This is a genomic window from Peloplasma aerotolerans (genome assembly GCF_030012175.1).
Taxonomy (GTDB): domain Bacteria; phylum Bacillota_I; class Bacilli_A; order Acholeplasmatales; family Acholeplasmataceae; genus Peloplasma; species Peloplasma aerotolerans.
Genome location: NZ_JASCXW010000030.1, coordinates 1 through 20,291 on the forward strand (window position 1 = coordinate 1; position 20,291 = coordinate 20,291).

Below are 20,291 nucleotides of genomic sequence, written 5' to 3' on the forward strand. Positions count from 1 at the left end.
TCATCATTTTTTGATGTTTTTTTTATATTTTGGTACTTGACTTATTTACCGGTTGCTTTTGATAAAAAAACATCGGGTCTCCTATGTTATTTTTTTTATGACAAGTAGCCTGTAAATAGTTGTGATATTCTAACCATTAGCTCGGCTAAAATATGTCCTGCAATCAACGCAACTAAAAAGTATGCTGTTTTTATTTCCCACAGCTTCATCTTTTCAAACTTGTTTTCGATGTGCAGTGCTCTAAGAACTCTTAAACTAATTGCAAAGAACACAACTAAAGATACAAAATAAATAAGTTCATCCATAGAATCATCTCCTATAATTGTCCTGCTTTACTTTTCGTAATATTTTCCTTTAAGTCTCGTTCTTGTTTAGAAAAATCAATGTTCTCTTTTTTTGTCAATTCTAGTTTCTCTTTTTTCATTAAGTCAAAAGCGTGTCTAGCTTTTTCAAGTGTAGCACCCATTTGAGCTTCCAAAGCCAAAATTGTCAATTCATTATTCTTAAACTCAATGATACCTTGTTCAACAACGAGATAACTTTCGTTTTTCCCATGTGTGAATCTCAAGTGTCCCTCTTTGATTTGAATGATGATAGGAACGTGATTTTCAAGAATACCAATCTCACCATCTTCATTTTTTATAATGACAAACTCAATCTCATCGCTATAGGTTTTTCCCTGTTGGGTTAACACTTTAAAAATCATAATGTCTTCGCCTTCTTAATCGCTTCATCAATAGTACCTACCATCATGAATGCTTCTTCCGGTAAATCATCATGCTTACCATCAATAATTTCTTTGAATCCTCTAACTGTTTCTTTTAGCGGAACGAATGCTCCAGGAACACCTGTAAATTGTTCAGCAACATGCATGTTTTGAGATAAGAAGTTTTGTAAACGTCTTGCTCTATGCACTATTTGTTTATCTTCATCTGTTAATTCATCCATCCCTAAAATAGCGATGATATCTAATAGTTCATGGTATCTTTGAATCATCTTTTGAACAGATCTTGCAGTCTCATAATGTTCTTTTCCTACGATATGTGGAGCAAGTGCTCTTGAAGTTGATTCAAGTGGATCAACAGCAGGATAAATACCAATTTCTGTTAGTTTACGACTAAGATTTGTTGTTGCGTCCAAATGGCTAAATACTGTTGCTGGCGCAGGGTCAGTATAATCATCCGCTGGAACATAAACAGCTTGAATGGATGTAATAGATCCATGTTTCGTTGATGTAATACGTTCTTGAAGTCTACCCATTTCAGTAGCCAAAGTTGGTTGGTAACCAACAGCTGAAGGCATTCTTCCTAGTAAAGCAGAAACCTCACTACCTGCTTGAATAAACCGGAAAATATTATCAATAAATAATAAGACATCACGTTTACTTTCATCTCTAAAATGTTCAGCCATCGTTAAGCCTGTTAACGCTACTCTCATTCTCGCTCCAGGTGGCTCATTCATTTGTCCAAAGACTAGTGCTGTTTTATTGATAACACCTGATTCTGTCATTTCTTGATATAATTCATATCCCTCTCTTGTTCTTTCACCGACTCCGGCAAAGACAGAGATACCTTCTTTTTCTTGTGCAATATTATTAATCAACTCTTGAATTAATACGGTTTTACCAACTCCAGCTCCACCGAACAACCCAATTTTACCACCTTTAATATAAGGTGCAAGCAAATCAATAACTTTAATTCCAGTTTCAAAAATTTCAACTTCACTTGATAAATCATGAAATGGTGGTGCTGGACGATGAATACTCATTCTTTTAACGTTTTTTAATGATTTACCTTCGTCAATTGGTTCACCGAGCACATTAAAGATACGACCTAGGACTTCATTGCCTACTGGCACTTGAATAGAGTCATTGGTTTGAACGACTACTAAATCTCTTTTTAGTCCTTCTGTAGGTTCTAACGCAATCGTGCGTACAACATGGTCACCTAAATGAAGTGCAACTTCAAGTGTCACCGTTTTTTTATCGTCAACTTTAACGATTAACGCATCATATATTGCAGGAAGTTCGTCCTCAAAATAGACGTCTACGACTGGTCCAATGATTTGTGTTATTTTACCTTCCATTTTTTTACTCCTTCCTATACGCTAGAGCCATTGACAACGTCAATCAGCTCATTGGTTATTTCTTGTTGTCTTGCTCGATGATACATTGTATGTAATCTTTCGACAATTTCGTTCGCATTATCTGTTGCGTTCTTCATAGCAACCATACGTGCAGCATGCTCACTAAGTTTCGCATCAGCTACTGCACTGAATATACTACTTTCAATATAAATATCAACTGCTTGGTCTAATACGATTTCGGGATCAACATCATAAATATATTCTTCTTTATAAACTGCTTTTTTCTCTATCGATACTGGAAGAATTGTTTGTTTTCTTACAACTTGTGTCGCTGTATTGAGATAGTGATTATGACAAATGATAACCTCATCAATGTGTCCTGACATAAAGACATCTTTAATTAATGAAGCATAAGGGCGATAAAACATAGTTGAGATATCGTCTCGATTGTAAACAATTTCTTCATTAACCATTGGTAAATTTTTCTTTTTGGCAAAATAAAACCCTTTTTTACCTAACACGAAAACTTTGTAATCTGATTTGGACATGTCCTTCGTTTCTTCAAGAAATGCCTTAAACAATTGGTTATGATAACTTCCAGCAAGACCACGATCACTCGTTACTAGAACATATAATTTTGTACGTGCATCATTCATTGTTGTTATACGGCTAATCTCAGTTGTATTCTCAGTTGCATAAACCAAAATTGAGTGCACCTTGGATACAAACGCTTTTGTATGCTCTAAAAGTGTAGATGATTTTTTAATTTTGGATAAGGCAATATTATGCATTGCTTGAGTAATCGCAGCTGTTTTATTAATAGCTGTCATTCTAAGCTTAATATCCTTTAATCCCATTATACTAACCTCTTAAGACCGGTTATAAAGTGATCCAAATCTTTTTTATCAGGTAAACTCTTGGTTTCTACTAAATGACTGTGAATCTTCTTGCCGAGATCATTCATTTGAAGACCTTGATTAATTTCTGACTCCAGTCGTTTAACTTGATCAATATTTAAATCATCCATATGTCCCTCTGATAGCGCATAAACAGTAAGAATTTGTGTTGGCATATCAATAAGTTCATGAACATCTTGTTTAAGTATTTCTACGGTCTTACGTCCTCGTTCAAGTCGTTTTTTAGCACTTGAGTCTAAGTCAGAACCAAATTGTGCGAAAGATTCTAGTTCACGGTAATTCGCTAGATTAATACGAATTGTTCCTGCAACTTTTTTCATTGCTTTCCATTGTGCTGCACCACCGACACGTGATACAGATAACCCTGCATTAATCGCAGGACGAATGCCTGAATAGAATAGTTCAGCTTCTAAGAATATTTGACCATCTGTAATCGAAATAACGTTTGTTGAAATATATGCTGATATATCACCAGCTTTTGTTTCAATAATTGGAAGAGCAGTTATTGAACCTCCACCTAACTTGTCACTTAAACGCGCTGAACGTTCAAGCAATCTTGAGTGAAGATAAAATACATCTCCTGGATATGCTTCTCTTCCCGGTGGTCTACGTAGAAGTAATGATAACTCACGGTAAGCAACGGCATGTTTTGATAAATCATCATAGACGATTAATACGTCTTTGCCTTGTTCCATAAAATATTCACCCATCGTAACACCTGCAAAAGGGGCAAGATATAACATCGTTCCTTCTTTTGAAGCTCCAGCACTAACAATAATTGTATAATCAAGTGCTTGGTGTTGGCTAAATAATTCGGCTAACGCAGAGACGCTAGATTCTTTTTGACCAATTGCAACATAAATACAAATCGTATTCTTACCTTTTTGATTAATAATTGTATCAACCGCTAAAGTCGTTTTACCAGTTTGTCTATCACCAATAATAAGTTCTCTTTGTCCGCGTCCAATAGGAACGAGGGCATCAATAACTTTAATACCTGTTTCCATTGATGCATTGATTGAACCACGTTGCATAACACCTTGTGCTCTTCTTTCAACAGGAAGAAATTTTTTAGCATGAATTGATCCACCTGCATCTAGAGGTTCACCAAGAGGGTTAACAACTCTACCTAATAGCTCTTCACCAACAGGTACTTCAAAAATACGTTTGGTGGTCTTGACTAAATCGCCTTCTTTAATTAATTCACTACGCCCAAGAAGAATAACACCTACATGATGCTCCTCAAGGTTAAAAACAAGCCCTTTGACATCTTTCGGAAATTCCAAAAGTTCTCCAAGCATAGCTTGTTGAAGACCATAAACGATAGCGATTCCATCACCGACGCTTAAGACCTTACCTATATTTTCAAGTTTTACGTCCTGCTCATAAGACTGAATTTGCTTTTTAATAATTTCAGTCATTTCTTGGACTTTGATTTTTGACAATTTCTACACCACCTTAAATAGTTGTATATAATTCTTCAAGTTCACGTGCAATCGAACGATCTAAAGACTGGCCTTGATAGACTACTTTTAGTCCACCAATCAGGCTTTCATCGACTGTGATGTGAAATGAAATGGTTTGATTTGGAAATCTTGGTTGAACAACTTTTTTTAATTGTTCTTCTTGTTGTTTAGACAGCGGTTTTGCAGCATAAAGATGAAGATGTGCTATCTTTTGATGCATGCGTGATAGCTGAATCCATTCGGGGTAAATATCATGATAATAGTGAAGACGGTTTTTCTCTGATAGCATCTTTAAAAAAGCTAAAAAAGAATCATCGTACTCCAACTCATCAATCATTTTTATTTTTTCTTGATGAGAAACCATTGGTGAATCCATCAATTTAACCCAATTAGGATTCTTTTCCATTGTGTTTTTAAAATCATCAAAATGATAAGTAAGAAGATCTATTTTATTATTTTCCTTAGCAATCGAAAAGAGAGCTTTGGCATAATTTGATATACTCATTATTTATCTTGTTCTCCTAATATCTCATCAATAATATCTTGATGAACGGTTTCGTCAATCTCACGCTTCACAATTTTTTGTGCAGCAGCAAAAGCAACCTCTTTAATGGATTGCTTAATATCTTCATTGGCTTTATTAATCTCAAACTCAATGTCTTTTTCGGCTTGTTCTAGACGTCTCTTCGCTTCTTTTTTAGCGTTTTGAATGAGACTTTCTTGCTCTTTGTGAGCTTCAGCCATTAATTTATCTCTAATCTCTTGTGTTTCAGCTTTCATCATCTCATAATCTTTTTGAGACTGAACTTGAAGTTCATGAGCACGTTTCTTTTCAGTTTCCGCTTGCTCGAGAGCTTCCATCATCACTGTTTGTCTTTTTTCAAGAAATAAAGTGATTTTTGCCCAAAAGAATTTTTTAATGATGAGGACTAAGACAAGAAAAGCAATAATGTTTAAAAGCACAACACTTGGATTGTTTATAATCGAATATAAACCATCCTCTATGGCTTGAATAACATCATCAAATACATTTGCATAAACCACGTATATCAGTCCTTTTTTAAATTATCTACCTAGTAATAAAATTGCAATAATAAATCCGTAAATACCAGTTGTTTCTGCAACTGCTTGACCAATAATCATGGTAACTGTGATTTTACCTGATGCTTCTGGTTGACGTCCAACAGCTTCTACTGCTTTAGATGCAGCAATACCTTGACCAATACCCGTACCTAGACCTGTTAACACAGCAATCCCAGCGCCGATATACGCCAAACCACTTCTAAAAAACTCGTTTGGAACTACTTCTAAAACGTTAGGTAAAACTGAACTTAATAACTCGAACATATTTTTATTCTCCTTGTATTATTTTTTTTATACTAAATCAAGATCTGCTTCGTCAATTTTCATTGAAGCAAATATGATGGTTAACAAAACAATTACGATGGTTTGAATCAACCCAAACCCAATATCGAAAATAAGATGGAAAGCAGGTGTAATGAATACAGATGCCCATCCAGTAATGCCATAAATCAATGTTAAGATGAGTGCACCTCCTGCGATATTACCAAATAAACGAAGTGCCATCGATAAAATCGGAACAAACTCAGAAACAAGATTTAATGGAAACATTGGCCATAATGGTTCAAAAATGCCTTTAAAATGTCTCAACCCTTTAGATTTCAATCCTGCAATTTGGATGACCAAGAATGCTGTAATTGACATTGAAAATGTAATGGTTGCATATTTGGTTGGCGTATCCAACGCAATGATTCCTGAAATATTTGATATGAAGACATAAAGGGACATTGTTAATACAATTGGTGTAATAAAACCATATTGTTTGCCAACATAGCTTTTAACAAAGGTATTAAACCCTCCTACACCTTCTAATACTGCTGTCATTCCTTTGTTTGGTTTCGCTTTTACATCCATTTTTTCGACTTTAAAACCGATGATGGTTGTAATGATAGCGATAGCAATCATAATGCCAAAGGAAACTAATAAATAAGTAGGTGGATTTTTTAGTGTTGATAATAAATCATCTAGAAACATGGTCATCATGATCATCTTCCTTTTCATCTATTTTTTCATTATATGATTTTTTAATCAAAGGTGTACTGTAAACGAAAATGCCAATTTTAGTTGAGAACATTCCAATGACCAAAAATATATAACTATTGGTTGCAAAAGTCATACTTTGATCTTTCGTGTCAAAGTAAACAAACACGATAATAACAATATAAAATAAATATCTTTGCATCAAGTTGACAACAAGTTTTTCAGTCGTAAATTTACCTTTTGTTGCAGCAATCGCTAGACTGTTAGAAAATAATGAAGTTGCTGCACCTAGTATTGCATAAAAAACATATTCTCTAAAAAAGATAAAACATACTAGAGTATATAATGTTGCAAATATAAGGGCAATTAAACTAATGACGTGGAGTTCTTTCATGTCTATCCTCACTTTGAATCATCCGAACGAGTAATATAAATCCAGCAATAACACCAATACCAACACCGATTGCAGTAAGTGTCGTTGGTAAGTTAGAATCTGGACTGATTCTTCTGCCAATAAAATAACCAAGAAGCGCAAGTCCGAAAATAGTAAAAATGAATTGCATGACTAGCATATAACCCATAAATATTTTCTTATAACGGTTTTGCTTATTTTTATTATTTGGTTCCAAATAAACGATCCCCACAATCTCCAAGACCAGGTACGATATATCCATTTTCGTCTAAATGAGTGTCTAAAGCTGCGAGATATATACTTACATTTGGATGTTCTTTTTGGAGTCTATCTATACCTTCAGGACAACCAACTAAACCAACATAACGAATATCAGTTGCTCCGTGTTCTTTTAATATATCAATGGCTTTGCATGCAGAACCTGCAGTGGCAAGCATTGGATCTACGACCAATACAACACTATCTTTAATATCTTTAGGGAATTTTGAATAGTAAACTTGAGGTTGTAATGTTTCTTCATCTCTATATAGACCAATATGACCGATTTTAGCAGTTGGTATAATATTGTGAATACCATCAACCATACCTAGACCAGCTCTTAAAATTGGAACAATAACAACTTGTTTTTCCAACTCGTGTACTATCATTTCACAAATTGGTGTTTCGATTGTTTTGGGCTTTGTTTTAAAGTCTCTTGTAATTTCATAAGTAATTAAACCGCCAACTTCAGATACACTTTCTCTAAATTCTTTTGTTCCTGTTCTCTTATCCCTAATCTTTGCCATTTTGTGGTCAATGAGTGGGTGATTTAGTATCACGACTTTATTCATGTTATGTGTTCTCCTCTATTTCTTTGATTTTATTGATTCTCGTTTGATGTCTATTCTCAAACGTTGCTTCCATAAAGGAGTCAATGATTTGTATCGCTTTTTCTCTTGTTGTGGTCCTTCCACCCATTGCAATAATATTAGCGTTATTATGCTCTTTTGCTAATCTCGCTGTATTCTCATCATAAACTAAAGCTGCGCGAACACCTTTAATTTTATTTGCTGAAATGCTTATACCTATCCCAGTCCCGCATAGAGCTATACCGAAATCATAGTTATTTTTTGTAATTTCTAATCCGATTTTCTTTCCAAAATCAGGATAATCCACAGCATCACCAGAATGGGTTCCAAGATCTACATAATCGATTTTCTTAGAGGCTAAATATTTTTTAATTTCTTCTTTAAGCAAATAACCTCCGTGGTCACTTGTGATAACAATTTTCATTGTAATCCTCCTCTATTTGAACTATTAAATATTATAACATAAAAACATGTTTTTATCTTCTATTATGTGTATGTTTTGACATGAAAAAAGGCGCATGGCGTCTTTATTCATTTGTTTCATTATAAAATGCTTTTTTACGATCGTTTGCTCTTAGCAATGCTTTTCTTAATCGAATATTTTTAGGTGTGATTTCAATTAACTCATCATCATTAATAAAAGCAAGGCATGCTTCAAGATTCATAAGTCTTGGTTTTCTTAAGACAACGGTTGAATCTTTACCTGCTGAACGCATGTTGGTTAATTGTTTTTCTTGTGTAACGTTAACAACCATATCGGTATCTTTATTGGCTTCACCAATAATCATACCTTCATAAACATGAACTCTTGGTTCCAAAAACATTTGACCGCGATCCTCAAGTCTCCCAATTGCATAAGCAGTTGTCATTCCAGAGTTTAGAGACACTAATGAGCCAGTTCTTCTATTGCCTACTGTATCATATACTACTGGACGATAATCTAAAAAGATGTGAGAAATAATACCGTATCCTTTTGTTGCTGTTAAAAATTGTGTCATAAAACCGATAAGTCCTCTAGATGGCATTGTGTAATGGATACGACTGTAGTCACCAATTTGTTTCATCGTTACCAAATCACCTTTACGTTCTCCTAGCATTTCAATAACGGTTCCCATAAATTCTGATGGACAATCAATTTGAACATCTTCATATGGTTCATGTTTCACACCATCGATTTGCTTAACAATAACACGTGGACGAGAAACTTGAAATTCAAAGTTTTCTCTTCTCATATTTTCAATTAAGATACCTAAGTGAAGTTCGCCACGTCCAGATACTGTCCAAGCTTCGCTAGACTGGATTCTTTCAACTCTTAAACTAACATCTTTTTGGGTTTCTTTAAAAAGTCTTTCGTCTATTTTTGATGCGGTAACAAATTTTCCTTCTTTTCCTGCAAAAGGACTATTGTTTGTTAAAAAAGTGATTTGGACAGTTGGTTCATCAATATGCAAATGAGGTAATGCATCCTCATATCCAACTTCAGTAATCGTTTCGCCTACATGAATATCAGGAAGTCCAGCAATCGATACGATATCACCGGCATCAGCTGATTCAACTTCAATCTTTTCCATGCCCATACTTTGAAATATTTTTTGTATTCTAAATTGAATAATTGAACCATCCATACGTACACATGATACCGTGTCATTAACAGTCATTTTTCCTTTATAAATTTTACCGATACCCATACGACCAACATAATCATTATAATCAATTAATGCTGGTTGAAACTGCAGGTGCCCTGTTTCGTCTTGATTAGGACGCGGAATAAAATCAATAATCGTGTCTAAAATAGGTTCCATTTTAATATCCATATCAAGATGTGGTTTATAATTAGCTAATCCTTGAATTCCTGAAGCATAAAGCACAGGAAAATCGAGCTGATGTTCGTCAGCTCCTAGGTCAATAAATAAGTCATATATTTCGTTAACTGTTCTTTGAATATCTGCAAATTTACGGTCTATTTTATTAACAACAACGATTGGTAATAGTTTAGCTTCTAATGCTTTTTTTAGAACAAATCTTGTTTGTGGCATAACGCCTTCATATGCATCAACTAGTAGTAAAACGCCATCAACCATATGCATAATACGCTCTACTTCTCCACCAAAATCAGCATGACCTGGCGTATCAAGTATATTGATTCGATATTTTTTATAAATGATTGCAGTATTTTTAGCTAGAATTGTTATTCCGCGTTCTCTTTCAATATCATTAGAATCCATGACACGATCATCAAGTTGTGAATGAGCATCGTATCTTTCACTATGTTTTAGCAATTGATTGACTAATGTCGTCTTACCATGATCGACGTGAGCAATGATTGCTATGTTTCGTATTTCCATATATTTCCTCTTTTCATAACCTTTACTATTATATACCATTTCCATCAAAATACGAAATAAAAAAACGCTAATCTTCAATAAAAATCGGATAGCGTTTGATTTCTATTCTAAATGAAGTACATTTCCTATACCTATAAAGGTAAATCTATCTTTACCTGCTAAATCTTTAACTTGGATAATATGCGCATTTGGAAAATGCTCTTGAGCAATCTCAAATATTCTTTGTTTTTGTTGAAATCCATGTTCAAACGCAATCAGTGCATTTTCGTTTAAATAACTTTTTGAACTCATCATAATTTTTTCATAAAAATCAACACCTAATAACCCGCCATATAACGCAACTTTAGGTTCTTTTGAAACAATGTCTTGAACAGTTTCTGTATCAGGAATGTATGGTGGGTTTGAGACGATGATATCAAATGTGTTTTTGATGTTATTGAATAAATCACTTTGAACAATCTGCACTTTAGCGCCTAAATTTTGCTGATTATCTTTAGCAACCTTCAAAGCATCTTCACTAATATCACTAATGATGACATTCATGTTTTCTTCTTCAAGTGATAATGCGAGACCTATACATCCGCTCCCCGTTCCTAAATCAAGGACATCTACTTTTTGATCAACGAAATATTTATCATAATAAAACAAAACATGCTCAACGAGTTGTTCCGTTTCACCTCTGGGAATTAATACATGATTATTTACATTAATCTTGTATCCATAAAAGTATGAATAGCCTATTAAATGCTGTACTGGTATATTTAAAAGTAAGTATTGATCTAATTTATCCAAAAATTCAGTTTCTAATTTTTGAGGAACTTCCTTTTTAAAATTGGAGAAAAACTGATGTGGTTCTTGTTTCGAAAGTTCCATCAAAAGAAGCTTTGCAGCTTCCTCTTCTTTGTTTTGTGTGTTTGTTTTTTTATATGCAATTTTTAGAAGTGTTTCGTATGTCACAGTTCTTCACCCGTTAACATGCGTTTTTGAAATTCATTTAATAATGGCTCAATGATTAAGTCTAATCTACCTTCCATAACTGCGTCTAATCTTTGTAACGTTAAGCCAATACGATGATCGGATACTCTATTTTGTGGATAATTATATGTTCTAATTTTTTCACTGCGGTCTCCGCGTCCGATTAATGCTTTACGTTCGGCACCTTCTTTATCCATTTGTTCTTGAAGAATGGAATCGAATAACCTTGTTTTTAATAAACGAAATGCTTTATCTTTATTTTCATGTTGACTCTTGCCTTCTTGACAAGCAACAACAAGCCCTGAAGGGATATGTGTAAGTCTTACAGCAGATTTTGTTGTATTTACAGACTGACCACCTGGTCCACTAGAGTTATATGTGTCAAAACGAATATCTTCCCATTTGATGTCTAGTTCAATTTCTTCAGCTTCCGGCATCACCAGAACTGTTGCAGTTGAAGTGTGTACACGTCCCATTGATTCCGTCTCAGGTACCCGTTGCACTCTATGAGTTCCAGATTCATATTTTAAAAATGAATAAATACGTTTCCCGGTAATCATAAACTCAATCGATGTATATCCACCCATTGAACCTTCCATAGAACTAAGAATCTCGATTTTCCACCCTTTAGATTCTGCGTATTTAGAATACATTCTAAAAAGATCACCAGCAAATATATTGCCTTCATCTCCACCAGCTGCACCTTTGATTTCCATAATAACGTTCTTTTCATCATTAGGATCCGTTGGTAAAAGTAAAATCTTTAATTTTTCTTCAGTCTTTTCTAATGTATTTTTTAATTTATCTATTTCAGTATTTGCCATATCAATTAAATCATGATCACTCTCATCTTCAATCATCTCTTCTAAGTCTTTTAATTCTTGTGACTTATTCTTAAAAAAACGATATGTCTCAACCGTTTCTGAAATGGCACTTGATTCCTTTAATAGATTTGTCATTTCTTTAACTTCAAGTTTGCCAGAAGCTAATTTATCTTGCATTTCTTGGTACTGTTTTTCTAAAATTTCTAGTCTTTCAAACATATATATCACCCGCTAGATAATATTACCATATTTTCGTAAATATTTCTATATAATAAGTGCTAATTCACGAAAGAACTGAGAAAGATTTGTGTGATGATTCACACATTAAATCTTTGAAATGACTACGATATGCTATAAGTCGTATAGTTGTTTATATTTACTCGTTTATGATATAATATTTATGTAGAAATAAGAAAGGAAAGGTAATAAATTATGGAAAAATTATATCAAGGCTTAAACAAGCAAGTAGCAAATTTTAGTGTATTTTTTACAAAATTACATCATTTCCATTGGTTCGTGACAGGACCTACATTCTTCCAATTGCATGAAAAATTCGAGGAATTGTACGATGAAGTAAATGAATTGTATGATGCTTATGCAGAAAGATTATTGATGATTGGTGGAAAACCAGCATCTAACTTAAAGAGTTATTTAGCAACAACAACATTGAGTGAAGCATCAGGATTAGAAAAACCAGAAGATATGGTTCAACACATTATTGATGACTTTAAACAATTAGTTAAAGAACTTAAGGAATTACTTGTTGTTTCACAAGGTGAAAATGACGAAGTAACTGCTGATATGATTATCGGTACCTTATCAAGTTTTGAAAAACACATTTGGATGCTTACCTATACACTTAAATAAGACAAAATAAATAGAGGCGCTCGGTGAGCGCCTCTCATTTTTTTAATCTTTGTAAGCTTCTTCTTCGCGATCTGTTTGAGCAGTAAATCTACTAAACTCAGTATCAAATCTAAATCCTAAGCGAATTCCTGCCATACCTTGGCGGTTTTTTGCTATTGAGAGTTCAACTTCACCAGTTTTATTTTCTGGGTTATGAACATAATAATCATTTCTATATAAGAACATTACGATATCTGCATCTTGTTCTATAGACCCTGATTCTCTAAGGTCTGCAAGTACAGGTCGTTTGTCTTCTCTTTTCTCAACTTCACGTGACAATTGTGATAAAGCAAGAATTGGTATTTTTAACTCTCTAGCCATTTGTTTCAAACTTCTTGAAATTTTAGCAACCTCTTCTTGTCTATTACCTGAACGGTCATCACCTTTAATCAATTGTAGGTAGTCAATAACAACGAAATCAAGTTTTCCTTCTTGACTTAGCTTACGACACTTAGCACGAATTTCAGCAACCGTTACCGCTGATGAATCATCAAAAGATATATTAAGTTTAGAAAGTGATTGCATTCCACCTTCTAAGAATTGCCATTCTCTAGACGTTAAATGTCCTGTTTTAATCTTTGTATTTTCAATATTTGATTCAGAACTTAACATACGTGCTGCAAGTTGTTCATTACTCATTTCTAATGAGAAAATCGCGACTCCAGCTTGTCCGTCTTTATTTCTTTTAGCCACATTAATCGCTAAGTTCATTGCCATTGCAGATTTACCCATTGAAGGACGTGCTGCTAAAATAATCAGTTCCTCAGGTTGAAGACCTGAAGTCAATGAATCAAGATTAGAAAACCCTGTTCTAAGACCAGTGATTCCACCTTTTTTATCTCTATTCTTTTCAGTCTTTTCTTTAACTTCTCTAATAACATCAGCCAATTGTGCAAATGCTGATGTTTTTCTTTTTTGTGCAAGCGCAAAAATACTTTCTTCAGCCATTGTCAAATAGTCACCAGCATCCATCTCTCCTTGATAACCACTTTCAAGGATTTGACCTGCCAAATGAATAACCTGTCTTTTTACAGAACCATCCTTAACTAAATCAATGTATGTTTCTAAATGTGCTGTTGAAGGTACTGCCTCAGATAAAGCCAATAGATACTTCATCCCACCAGCTTTTGCTAGATTTTGAGATTGTTCTAATCTTGATGCTACAGAAGTATAATCTATTTTCTGATTATCAATATGCAAATCTTTCATTGCTTGATAGATTAATGCGTGGCTTTGATCGAAGAAATCTTCATTATTCAATTGATCGATAACCGAGACAATTTCCTTAGGATCTAAAAATACAGTTCCTAATACAGATTGTTCAGCTTCGTGGTGATGCGGTAAACTTTTCGCCATGATATATACCTACTTTTCGACAATATGTACTTCAAATTGTGCCTTGATATCTTTATGCAAATTAACAGTTGCAGTGTAGATACCAACAGAGTTGATATCACTTGATAATTCAACCTTCTTCTTATCAATAAGTATACCATTTTCTTTTTCAAATGCTTCAACAATTTGTTTTGTTGTTACAGCCCCGAATAACTTTCCATCCTGTCCAATTTGAATACCTAAAGTTATCTTTTTGTTATCAATTTCTGATTTCAATTTTTTCATAAAATCAATATATCTTTGTGTCTCCTGTAGTGCTTCTTCTTTCGCTTTATTAAGCGCTGATAGATTTTCATCGGTTGCTAGCAATGCTTTTTTCTGTGTGACAAGGAATTGCCCATAACCTGAAGCAACATCAATCACTTCATCTTTTTTACCTTTTCCTTTAACATCTTCTAATAATATGACTTTCACGCGTTCTCCTCCTCCACCATATTCTAATTCGATATAATTTTTCAATTGGTCATATACTTCTTGTACTGACTTGTTTTCAATTTGAGCCGCAGCACTATTTAAGTGTCCACCACCACCAAATGCTTCCATAAGAATTTGCACATTAACCTGTTGGTACGATCTTCCTGATACACCAACAGTATCTTTATCCATACGAGCAATCATAAATGCTGCATCGATGCCATTGATCTGTAATGCTGCTTCTGCAACTTGTGCAAGTAAAATGCGATCTTCGTAAATCTCTTTCGTTACGACAAATGCAAATTTTTCCAAATATATTTCAACTTGTCCTAGCAATTTATTAATTTCTAGTGTTCTCATTAAATCACGACGTAGCCATAACTTGACAACAGTTATGTCCGCACCTAAATCTTTTAGTTTTGATGCAACTTCAAAAGTTCTTGAACCCGTGCGATATGAAAAATTATTTGTGTCTACAATTAAGCCACCATACATAACGGTTGCTTCAAGAGGAGATATTTTTACCTCTTCTCCCATATTGTAAAAACTCAATAATTCCATCATCAATTCAATAGTTGATGATGCATATGGCTCAATAAATGTGAATGTGGCATTAAAACTATCCTCACCAACACGATGATGGTCAATAACAACAAGTCGTTTAATTTTTTCTAATATTTCAGGATTCATTACAATCTTAGGTGATTGAGAATCTACAACAAAAAGTAACGTGTTTTCAGTAATCATTTTTTCTGCTTGTGCAGGAGTTGTATAATAATCTTTAAATATTGGTATTTCTTCATTCACAATATCTAAAACTTTACTAACTGTATTGTCTAACTTAGATTCATCAATAATCATGAATGCTGTTTTCTTGCTTGCTTTTGCCATATGGTAAACTGCAATCATCGATCCAAATGCATCTAAATCTGCTTGATTATGTCCCATAATAAGAACATTATCAGATTTATCGATAAAATCTTTTATAGTTTGTGCATTGATTCTAACACCGACACGAGAGCTTTTTGCTGAAGCATCATTCTTCGCTCCAAAATATACAATTTTTTGATCTTGTATATTAACAACAACTTGATCTCCACCACGTTTTTCAGCAAGTTCAACCGCATTTTGAGCATATATTCCAAGTTCTTCATAATTAACATCCCATGAAGCTATCCCCATTGAAATGCTTACTCTAACTTGCGTTCTTGTTGATATGGCTCTTATTTTATCTAAGATATCAAACTTATCTTGAATCATTAAATTCAATTGTTTTCTAGAAACCACAACGATTAATCTTTCATCACCATAAGGTTTAAGAAAGCCATCATATTTATTAGCCCAATCTGCTAAAGCTGTAAAATACTCGCCTTTTAAAGCTGATTGTTCTGATACATCCATTGAACCTAATGCTTCATCCAAATTATCTAAAAAGATAATACCCAATGCTGGTATTTGATCTTGATATTTTTGTTTGACAACTTCTCTTTCAGTTGTATTGAAAATATAGAAAAACTTAAATTCTGAACGATAGGTTACATCATAACTATCGTTTTTAACTTGAATAGAAAATTGAATTTTATTGTTCATCGCAGCCAAATGAAGTTGTGGATGCACATCTTTCAATGGTTTTCCCATAATTTTTGCATCAAAAATAGTTTTCGCATGAGGATTTGCCCATTTGATTTCAAACTCTTCATCAAGTGCTATAATCCCAATCGGAAGTTCATTAAAAACTTCATCACCAACTTGATTGACGTGATACGATAATTTTGTCCACATAGAAAGTCGATTTTGAAGTGTTTTAACTTTTTGTCTTGACTGAAAATTTAAATTGATATATAAAGCAAAGAAAACAAAAATAACGCTACCTAGTAATAGGAAAAATGCGACCAACTGCCCGCCTGATTGAAAATTAAAATAGGGTACATATAAATACACGCTGATTATAAAAACAACAAGCGCTATTGAGATTAATATCCAACGCTTCAACAGCATCACCCACTTTAGAGATATTATATCACGATACTATACCAATATAAAGATAGTAATCTTTAAAGTATATAAATTTACTGTAGATATGAATTAAAAACCCACATCATTTGATGTGGGCTTTGATTGTTATGGTTTTTTTAGTCTTTAACAAATGGTAACAATGCCATATGGCGTGCTCTTTTGATAGCGACTGCAAGTGGACGTTGCCATTTAGCTGATGTTCCTGTTACACGTCTTGGTAAAATCTTCCCACGATCGGTAATGAAACGCTTTAATAGCTCAACATCTTTAAAATCAATGTGTTCCACTTTATTTTGTGTAAAGTAACAAACTTTACGGCGCTTTTTAAAACCGCCACCACGTCTATTATATTGCATACTGTTTTCTCCTCCTTAAAATGGTAAATCTTCTTCTGCAGCGAGTTGTTTACTTGTTTCATAAAACTCGTCGTTATCTGCAGTGTTGTCTTCTACATTACTGATTGGTTCATCTTCAGTATCGCCCTTGCTTTCTAAAAATTGGACGGTATCACATACAACCTCAGTAACATAACGTGTGCCGTTATCAGCTTCATACGTTCTCGTCTGAATACGTCCTTCGACACCTAAAAGTGCACCTTTTTTTACATAGCGTGCTAAATTTTCTGCTTGTTTGCGCCAAACGACGCATTGTATGAAGTCAGCTTGTCTTTCTCCTGATTGATCAGTAAATTGACGGTTGACTGCAAGTGTAAAGCTTACGACAGCAATATTTGATTGTGTAGATTTCATCTCTGGGTCCTTGGTAATTCTACCGACCAGAATGACTCTATTGATCATACTATTCGCCTTCCTTTACAACAATAAATCGAATTACTTGCTCAGTAATTCTAACAACACGGTTAAATTCAGCAATTGCTTCTGGAGTTGCTTGAACTAGTAACCAAACATAATAGCCTTTTTTGTGATGCTCAATCTCGTATGCTAAATCTTTTAGCCCCAACTCTTTGAGCTCAAGAACTTGGCTATTGTAATTAACGAATATATCGTTAAAATTATTTACAATTTGTTTAATGTTCTCGCTTTCAACAGTTGGACGGATGATATACATTACTTCGTATTTTTTCATCTGTTCCACCTCCTTTTGGTCTATGGTCTTTATAAGACAAGGATTATCTTATGCCAAATCATTATATCATATATAATATGATTATACAACGCTTTTTAACTTGTTTTATTTACAAGAGTTGATTAAGCTTTTCATAGATAAAATGATTGGTCTTTTGTATGGATTTAAGTCTTGTATAACTGTGTAAATCAATATGATATGTTTCAACAACTGTGTTTGTTGCTATTGCAACGAATACTTCTTTTTTATGTGTGTCATGTTGTAGCGATGGTCCCGCGTTTCCAGTAATCCCTACACCTATCGATGCATTCATCATATTTTTAATATTAATAGCCATTTCGGTTGCAACTTCTCTGCTGACACTTGTGTGCTGTATTATTATATCTAAACTAACATTTAATAACTTATGTTTTTGTTCGTTACTATAAGCAATAACACTACCTTGAATGACTTTGGATGAACCGGGATTTTTTATTAACTCATAGGTTACTCTTCCGCCCGTCATGCTTTCAGCAAATGCTATAGTTAAGCCTTTTTCAACAAGTTTCTTAAATAATTTTTTAGAACTCATGACAACTCAATTGTTACCGTGACTTCAACAAATGAACCATTAACTTTTCTCATGACTTTTAAGACATGTGGATCGCCAAATTCTGCACCTTCAAGTTGTGCTGCGATATCCGCAATAGAAGTTATGGCAGTTCCATTCATTTCAATAATTAGATCGAATTCTTCTAAAACTTCATGAGCATTTCTTGTTAAGTCAAATCCAATAACAACTACACCTACTGGATTTGGAGGTAATAATGATGCTTCATTTTGCTCTAAGAATACACTAACTTCTTGAACTGTGATGCCCAACCTTGGTCTACGGACAACAGCAGTGTAACTGCTTTCGTTAAAACTGCGAATTGTTGGCGCAATCTTATTAATACTCAATGAATAGTTTAGTCCTTCAGCAGCTATTGTGCCATCTTTCGATGAGACACTTGCGACCTTCGCAACATTGATTCCAATTAAGTCACCATTCAAGTTGAACAATGGTCCACCACTATTACCTGGGTTAAGTTCAGCATCATGCATAATCGCTAATCCTGCAACACCATTATAAGCATAAGTCGTCAAACTTACAATGCCTTGTGTTACATAATTAAACTTATCAATTTCTTGCGGCGTTCCTATTGCATAAACATCTTGCCCTTTAATAATCTCGGTGATTGTATTGTTATTGATTGGAGCTACCGGATGTACTCTTAATTGACGATCTGTTTCAATGCGAACAACTGCAATATCATAGAGTTTGTATCCCGCATAATCTTTAACAGGAATGTCAACTTTATCTTTGCCAAAATGTATTGTCATTTCACCACCATCTTCAACAACGTGAAAATTGGTCATAATATAGTAACGCGTTAAACTTGTACCTTGTACAGGCTCACTTTTAAATATAATACCAGAACCATGACCCGTCTCAGTTTTAACAACGACAACAGATGGTTCAACCGTTGCAATCATATCAATTCTTAATTGTTCATAAGGTGTTGGTGACTGATAAGGTTCTACTGCTCTTAATGATAATGTACACCCCGTTAATAACAAGGCTGTGAAAATAATGAGCAATAATCCTAATACTCTTTTCTTCATGTTTCTAATCCTCCTAGATTAAATAATTTATGTGCATTACTGGTTGTTTGATTACTGACTTCACGATAAGTCATCTTCTTTAACTCAGCAATCTTTTTAACGACATGTTTAGTATAAGCTGGTTCATTTCTTTTACCTCGATATGGCATCGGAGATAAATATGGTGAGTCCGTTTCTACGAGAATATAACTTAAATCAGTGTTTTTTACAACATCAACCAAATCATAAGCTTTTTTAAAAGTGATTGGGCCATCTATACCTATATAAAACCCTAAATCAATCGCTCTTTTTGCATCCTCAAGATTTGAACTAAAGCAATGAAACACTCCTGTTACTTGACCTTTATAAGGCAAAAGACATTGGTATGTTTCTTCGAATGAATCTCTAGTGTGAATAATGAGTGGAAGTTTTGTTTTAACAGCAAGTTCTATTTGTTGAATAAAAATCTCTTTTTGTTTTTTTATGTTATCCTGTTTCCAGTGTAAATCCAATCCACACTCACCGATGGCTACAACCTTTTCTTCTTCTAGAAGTGCTTCAAGATGATTTGTGGTAGTTGTATCAACGTATGCCGGATGGACCCCAACGGTAGCAAAAAGCATCTTATGAGTTTTAGCAAGCTCGATAGCTCTTTGGTTAGATGCTTCATCCATACCAATAACGATGACTTTGCTAACTCCATGAATCTGTGCTTCTTCTAGAACTTCGTCAATGTCGTGAACATACTCTTCCGTATTCAAATGTGCGTGTGTATCTACAATCATATTTTATCACCTGTAATTAATCATATTTTATCACACTATAAAGAAAAAATAATGACAATAGTCTCATTAACAAAAAATAACATCATTTATGATGAATAATCCATATATTTTAAATCTTATGCTTAAACTAAAG

The 20,291-nt window shown here is 34.0% G+C and carries 25 protein-coding genes; 1 reads left to right on the forward strand and 24 read right to left on the reverse strand.

What is annotated here, in order from left to right; translation table 11 throughout:
* Window positions 1-95 precede the first annotated feature (95 nt).
* From QJ521_RS07885 to prfA, 16 genes are all read right to left on the reverse strand, one after another.
* Window positions 96-305, reverse strand: coding sequence for a hypothetical protein (locus tag QJ521_RS07885; protein ID WP_282839916.1), 210 nt, complete (start codon window positions 303-305; stop codon window positions 96-98).
* 11 nt (window positions 306-316) lie between these two features.
* Window positions 317-706 carry an ATP synthase F1 subunit epsilon gene (gene atpC / locus QJ521_RS07890; protein ID WP_282839917.1) on the reverse strand — a complete coding sequence of 130 codons (390 nt, stop codon included), beginning with the start codon at window positions 704-706 and terminating at the stop codon, window positions 317-319.
* Entirely contained in the window at window positions 703-2,085 is a 1,383-nt protein-coding gene (atpD, locus tag QJ521_RS07895) for a F0F1 ATP synthase subunit beta (RefSeq protein ID WP_282839918.1), read from the reverse strand. The genes atpC and atpD overlap by 4 nt, the downstream gene beginning before the upstream one ends.
* A 14-nt stretch (window positions 2,086-2,099) precedes the next feature.
* A complete protein-coding gene (gene atpG / locus QJ521_RS07900; protein ID WP_282839919.1) occupies window positions 2,100-2,942 on the reverse strand; it encodes an ATP synthase F1 subunit gamma in 843 nt (280 codons plus the stop codon).
* Complete coding sequence (atpA, locus tag QJ521_RS07905) at window positions 2,942-4,447, reverse strand: F0F1 ATP synthase subunit alpha (RefSeq protein WP_282839920.1); 1,506 nt, start codon at window positions 4,445-4,447, stop codon at window positions 2,942-2,944. The genes atpG and atpA overlap by 1 nt, the downstream gene beginning before the upstream one ends.
* Window positions 4,448-4,460: 13 nt before the next feature.
* Window positions 4,461-4,973: an ATP synthase F1 subunit delta gene (atpH, locus tag QJ521_RS07910; protein WP_282839921.1), complete on the reverse strand. Its 513-nt coding sequence runs from the start codon at window positions 4,971-4,973 to the stop codon at window positions 4,461-4,463.
* The gene (gene atpF, locus QJ521_RS07915; RefSeq protein WP_282839922.1) at window positions 4,973-5,512 is read right to left on the reverse strand and encodes a F0F1 ATP synthase subunit B; all 540 of its coding nucleotides are present in this window, start codon (window positions 5,510-5,512) and stop codon (window positions 4,973-4,975) included. The genes atpH and atpF overlap by 1 nt, the downstream gene beginning before the upstream one ends.
* A 21-nt stretch (window positions 5,513-5,533) precedes the next feature.
* On the reverse strand, window positions 5,534-5,815 hold the full coding sequence (gene atpE / locus QJ521_RS07920) for an ATP synthase F0 subunit C (protein WP_282839923.1): 282 nt from the start codon (window positions 5,813-5,815) through the stop codon (window positions 5,534-5,536).
* Window positions 5,816-5,842: 27 nt separating this feature from the next.
* Window positions 5,843-6,532: a F0F1 ATP synthase subunit A gene (locus tag QJ521_RS07925; RefSeq protein ID WP_282839924.1), complete on the reverse strand. Its 690-nt coding sequence runs from the start codon at window positions 6,530-6,532 to the stop codon at window positions 5,843-5,845.
* On the reverse strand, window positions 6,510-6,923 hold the full coding sequence (locus QJ521_RS07930) for a hypothetical protein (protein ID WP_282839925.1): 414 nt from the start codon (window positions 6,921-6,923) through the stop codon (window positions 6,510-6,512). The genes QJ521_RS07925 and QJ521_RS07930 overlap by 23 nt, the downstream gene beginning before the upstream one ends.
* Complete coding sequence (locus QJ521_RS07935) at window positions 6,901-7,158, reverse strand: AtpZ/AtpI family protein (RefSeq protein ID WP_282839926.1); 258 nt, start codon at window positions 7,156-7,158, stop codon at window positions 6,901-6,903. The genes QJ521_RS07930 and QJ521_RS07935 overlap by 23 nt, the downstream gene beginning before the upstream one ends.
* Window positions 7,145-7,771, reverse strand: a complete 627-nt coding sequence (upp, locus tag QJ521_RS07940; protein ID WP_282839927.1) for a uracil phosphoribosyltransferase — start codon at window positions 7,769-7,771, stop codon at window positions 7,145-7,147. The genes QJ521_RS07935 and upp overlap by 14 nt, the downstream gene beginning before the upstream one ends.
* A 1-nt stretch (window position 7,772) precedes the next feature.
* Window positions 7,773-8,213: a ribose 5-phosphate isomerase B gene (rpiB, locus tag QJ521_RS07945; protein WP_282839928.1), complete on the reverse strand. Its 441-nt coding sequence runs from the start codon at window positions 8,211-8,213 to the stop codon at window positions 7,773-7,775.
* Between the two features lie 103 nt (window positions 8,214-8,316).
* Complete coding sequence (gene typA / locus QJ521_RS07950; protein WP_282839929.1) at window positions 8,317-10,134, reverse strand: translational GTPase TypA; 1,818 nt, start codon at window positions 10,132-10,134, stop codon at window positions 8,317-8,319.
* Between the two features lie 102 nt (window positions 10,135-10,236).
* Window positions 10,237-11,091, reverse strand: a complete 855-nt coding sequence (prmC, locus tag QJ521_RS07955) for a peptide chain release factor N(5)-glutamine methyltransferase (protein WP_282839930.1) — start codon at window positions 11,089-11,091, stop codon at window positions 10,237-10,239.
* Window positions 11,088-12,152: a peptide chain release factor 1 gene (gene prfA, locus QJ521_RS07960; protein ID WP_282839931.1), complete on the reverse strand. Its 1,065-nt coding sequence runs from the start codon at window positions 12,150-12,152 to the stop codon at window positions 11,088-11,090. The genes prmC and prfA overlap by 4 nt, the downstream gene beginning before the upstream one ends.
* Window positions 12,153-12,365: 213 nt before the next feature.
* Between prfA and QJ521_RS07965 the strand changes: the two genes are divergently transcribed.
* Window positions 12,366-12,800: a Dps family protein gene (locus tag QJ521_RS07965; RefSeq protein ID WP_282839932.1), complete on the forward strand. Its 435-nt coding sequence runs from the start codon at window positions 12,366-12,368 to the stop codon at window positions 12,798-12,800.
* Between the two features lie 42 nt (window positions 12,801-12,842).
* On the opposite strand, the gene dnaB is transcribed toward QJ521_RS07965, so the two are convergent.
* The 8 genes from dnaB to QJ521_RS08005 form a co-directional block, all read right to left on the reverse strand.
* Window positions 12,843-14,195 (reverse strand): replicative DNA helicase, encoded by a 1,353-nt coding sequence (gene dnaB / locus QJ521_RS07970; RefSeq protein WP_282839933.1) that lies wholly within the window; start codon window positions 14,193-14,195, stop codon window positions 12,843-12,845.
* A gap of 9 nt (window positions 14,196-14,204) precedes the next feature.
* Window positions 14,205-16,544, reverse strand: coding sequence for a 50S ribosomal protein L9 (gene rplI, locus QJ521_RS07975; RefSeq protein WP_282839934.1), 2,340 nt, complete (start codon window positions 16,542-16,544; stop codon window positions 14,205-14,207).
* 236 nt (window positions 16,545-16,780) lie between these two features.
* The gene (rpsR, locus tag QJ521_RS07980) at window positions 16,781-17,020 is read right to left on the reverse strand and encodes a 30S ribosomal protein S18 (RefSeq protein WP_282839935.1); all 240 of its coding nucleotides are present in this window, start codon (window positions 17,018-17,020) and stop codon (window positions 16,781-16,783) included.
* A gap of 15 nt (window positions 17,021-17,035) precedes the next feature.
* Complete coding sequence (ssb, locus tag QJ521_RS07985; RefSeq protein WP_282839936.1) at window positions 17,036-17,461, reverse strand: single-stranded DNA-binding protein; 426 nt, start codon at window positions 17,459-17,461, stop codon at window positions 17,036-17,038.
* A 1-nt stretch (window position 17,462) separates the two neighbouring features.
* On the reverse strand, window positions 17,463-17,750 hold the full coding sequence (gene rpsF, locus QJ521_RS07990) for a 30S ribosomal protein S6 (RefSeq protein ID WP_282839937.1): 288 nt from the start codon (window positions 17,748-17,750) through the stop codon (window positions 17,463-17,465).
* Window positions 17,751-17,859: 109 nt separating this feature from the next.
* A complete protein-coding gene (locus QJ521_RS07995) occupies window positions 17,860-18,321 on the reverse strand; it encodes a CinA family protein (RefSeq protein ID WP_282839938.1) in 462 nt (153 codons plus the stop codon).
* Entirely contained in the window at window positions 18,318-19,394 is a 1,077-nt protein-coding gene (locus tag QJ521_RS08000) for a S1C family serine protease (protein ID WP_282839939.1), read from the reverse strand. Before QJ521_RS08000 ends, QJ521_RS07995 begins: the two co-directional genes overlap by 4 nt.
* Window positions 19,391-20,158, reverse strand: a complete 768-nt coding sequence (locus tag QJ521_RS08005) for a TatD family hydrolase (protein ID WP_282839940.1) — start codon at window positions 20,156-20,158, stop codon at window positions 19,391-19,393. Before QJ521_RS08005 ends, QJ521_RS08000 begins: the two co-directional genes overlap by 4 nt.
* Between the last annotated feature and the right edge of the window lie 133 nt (window positions 20,159-20,291).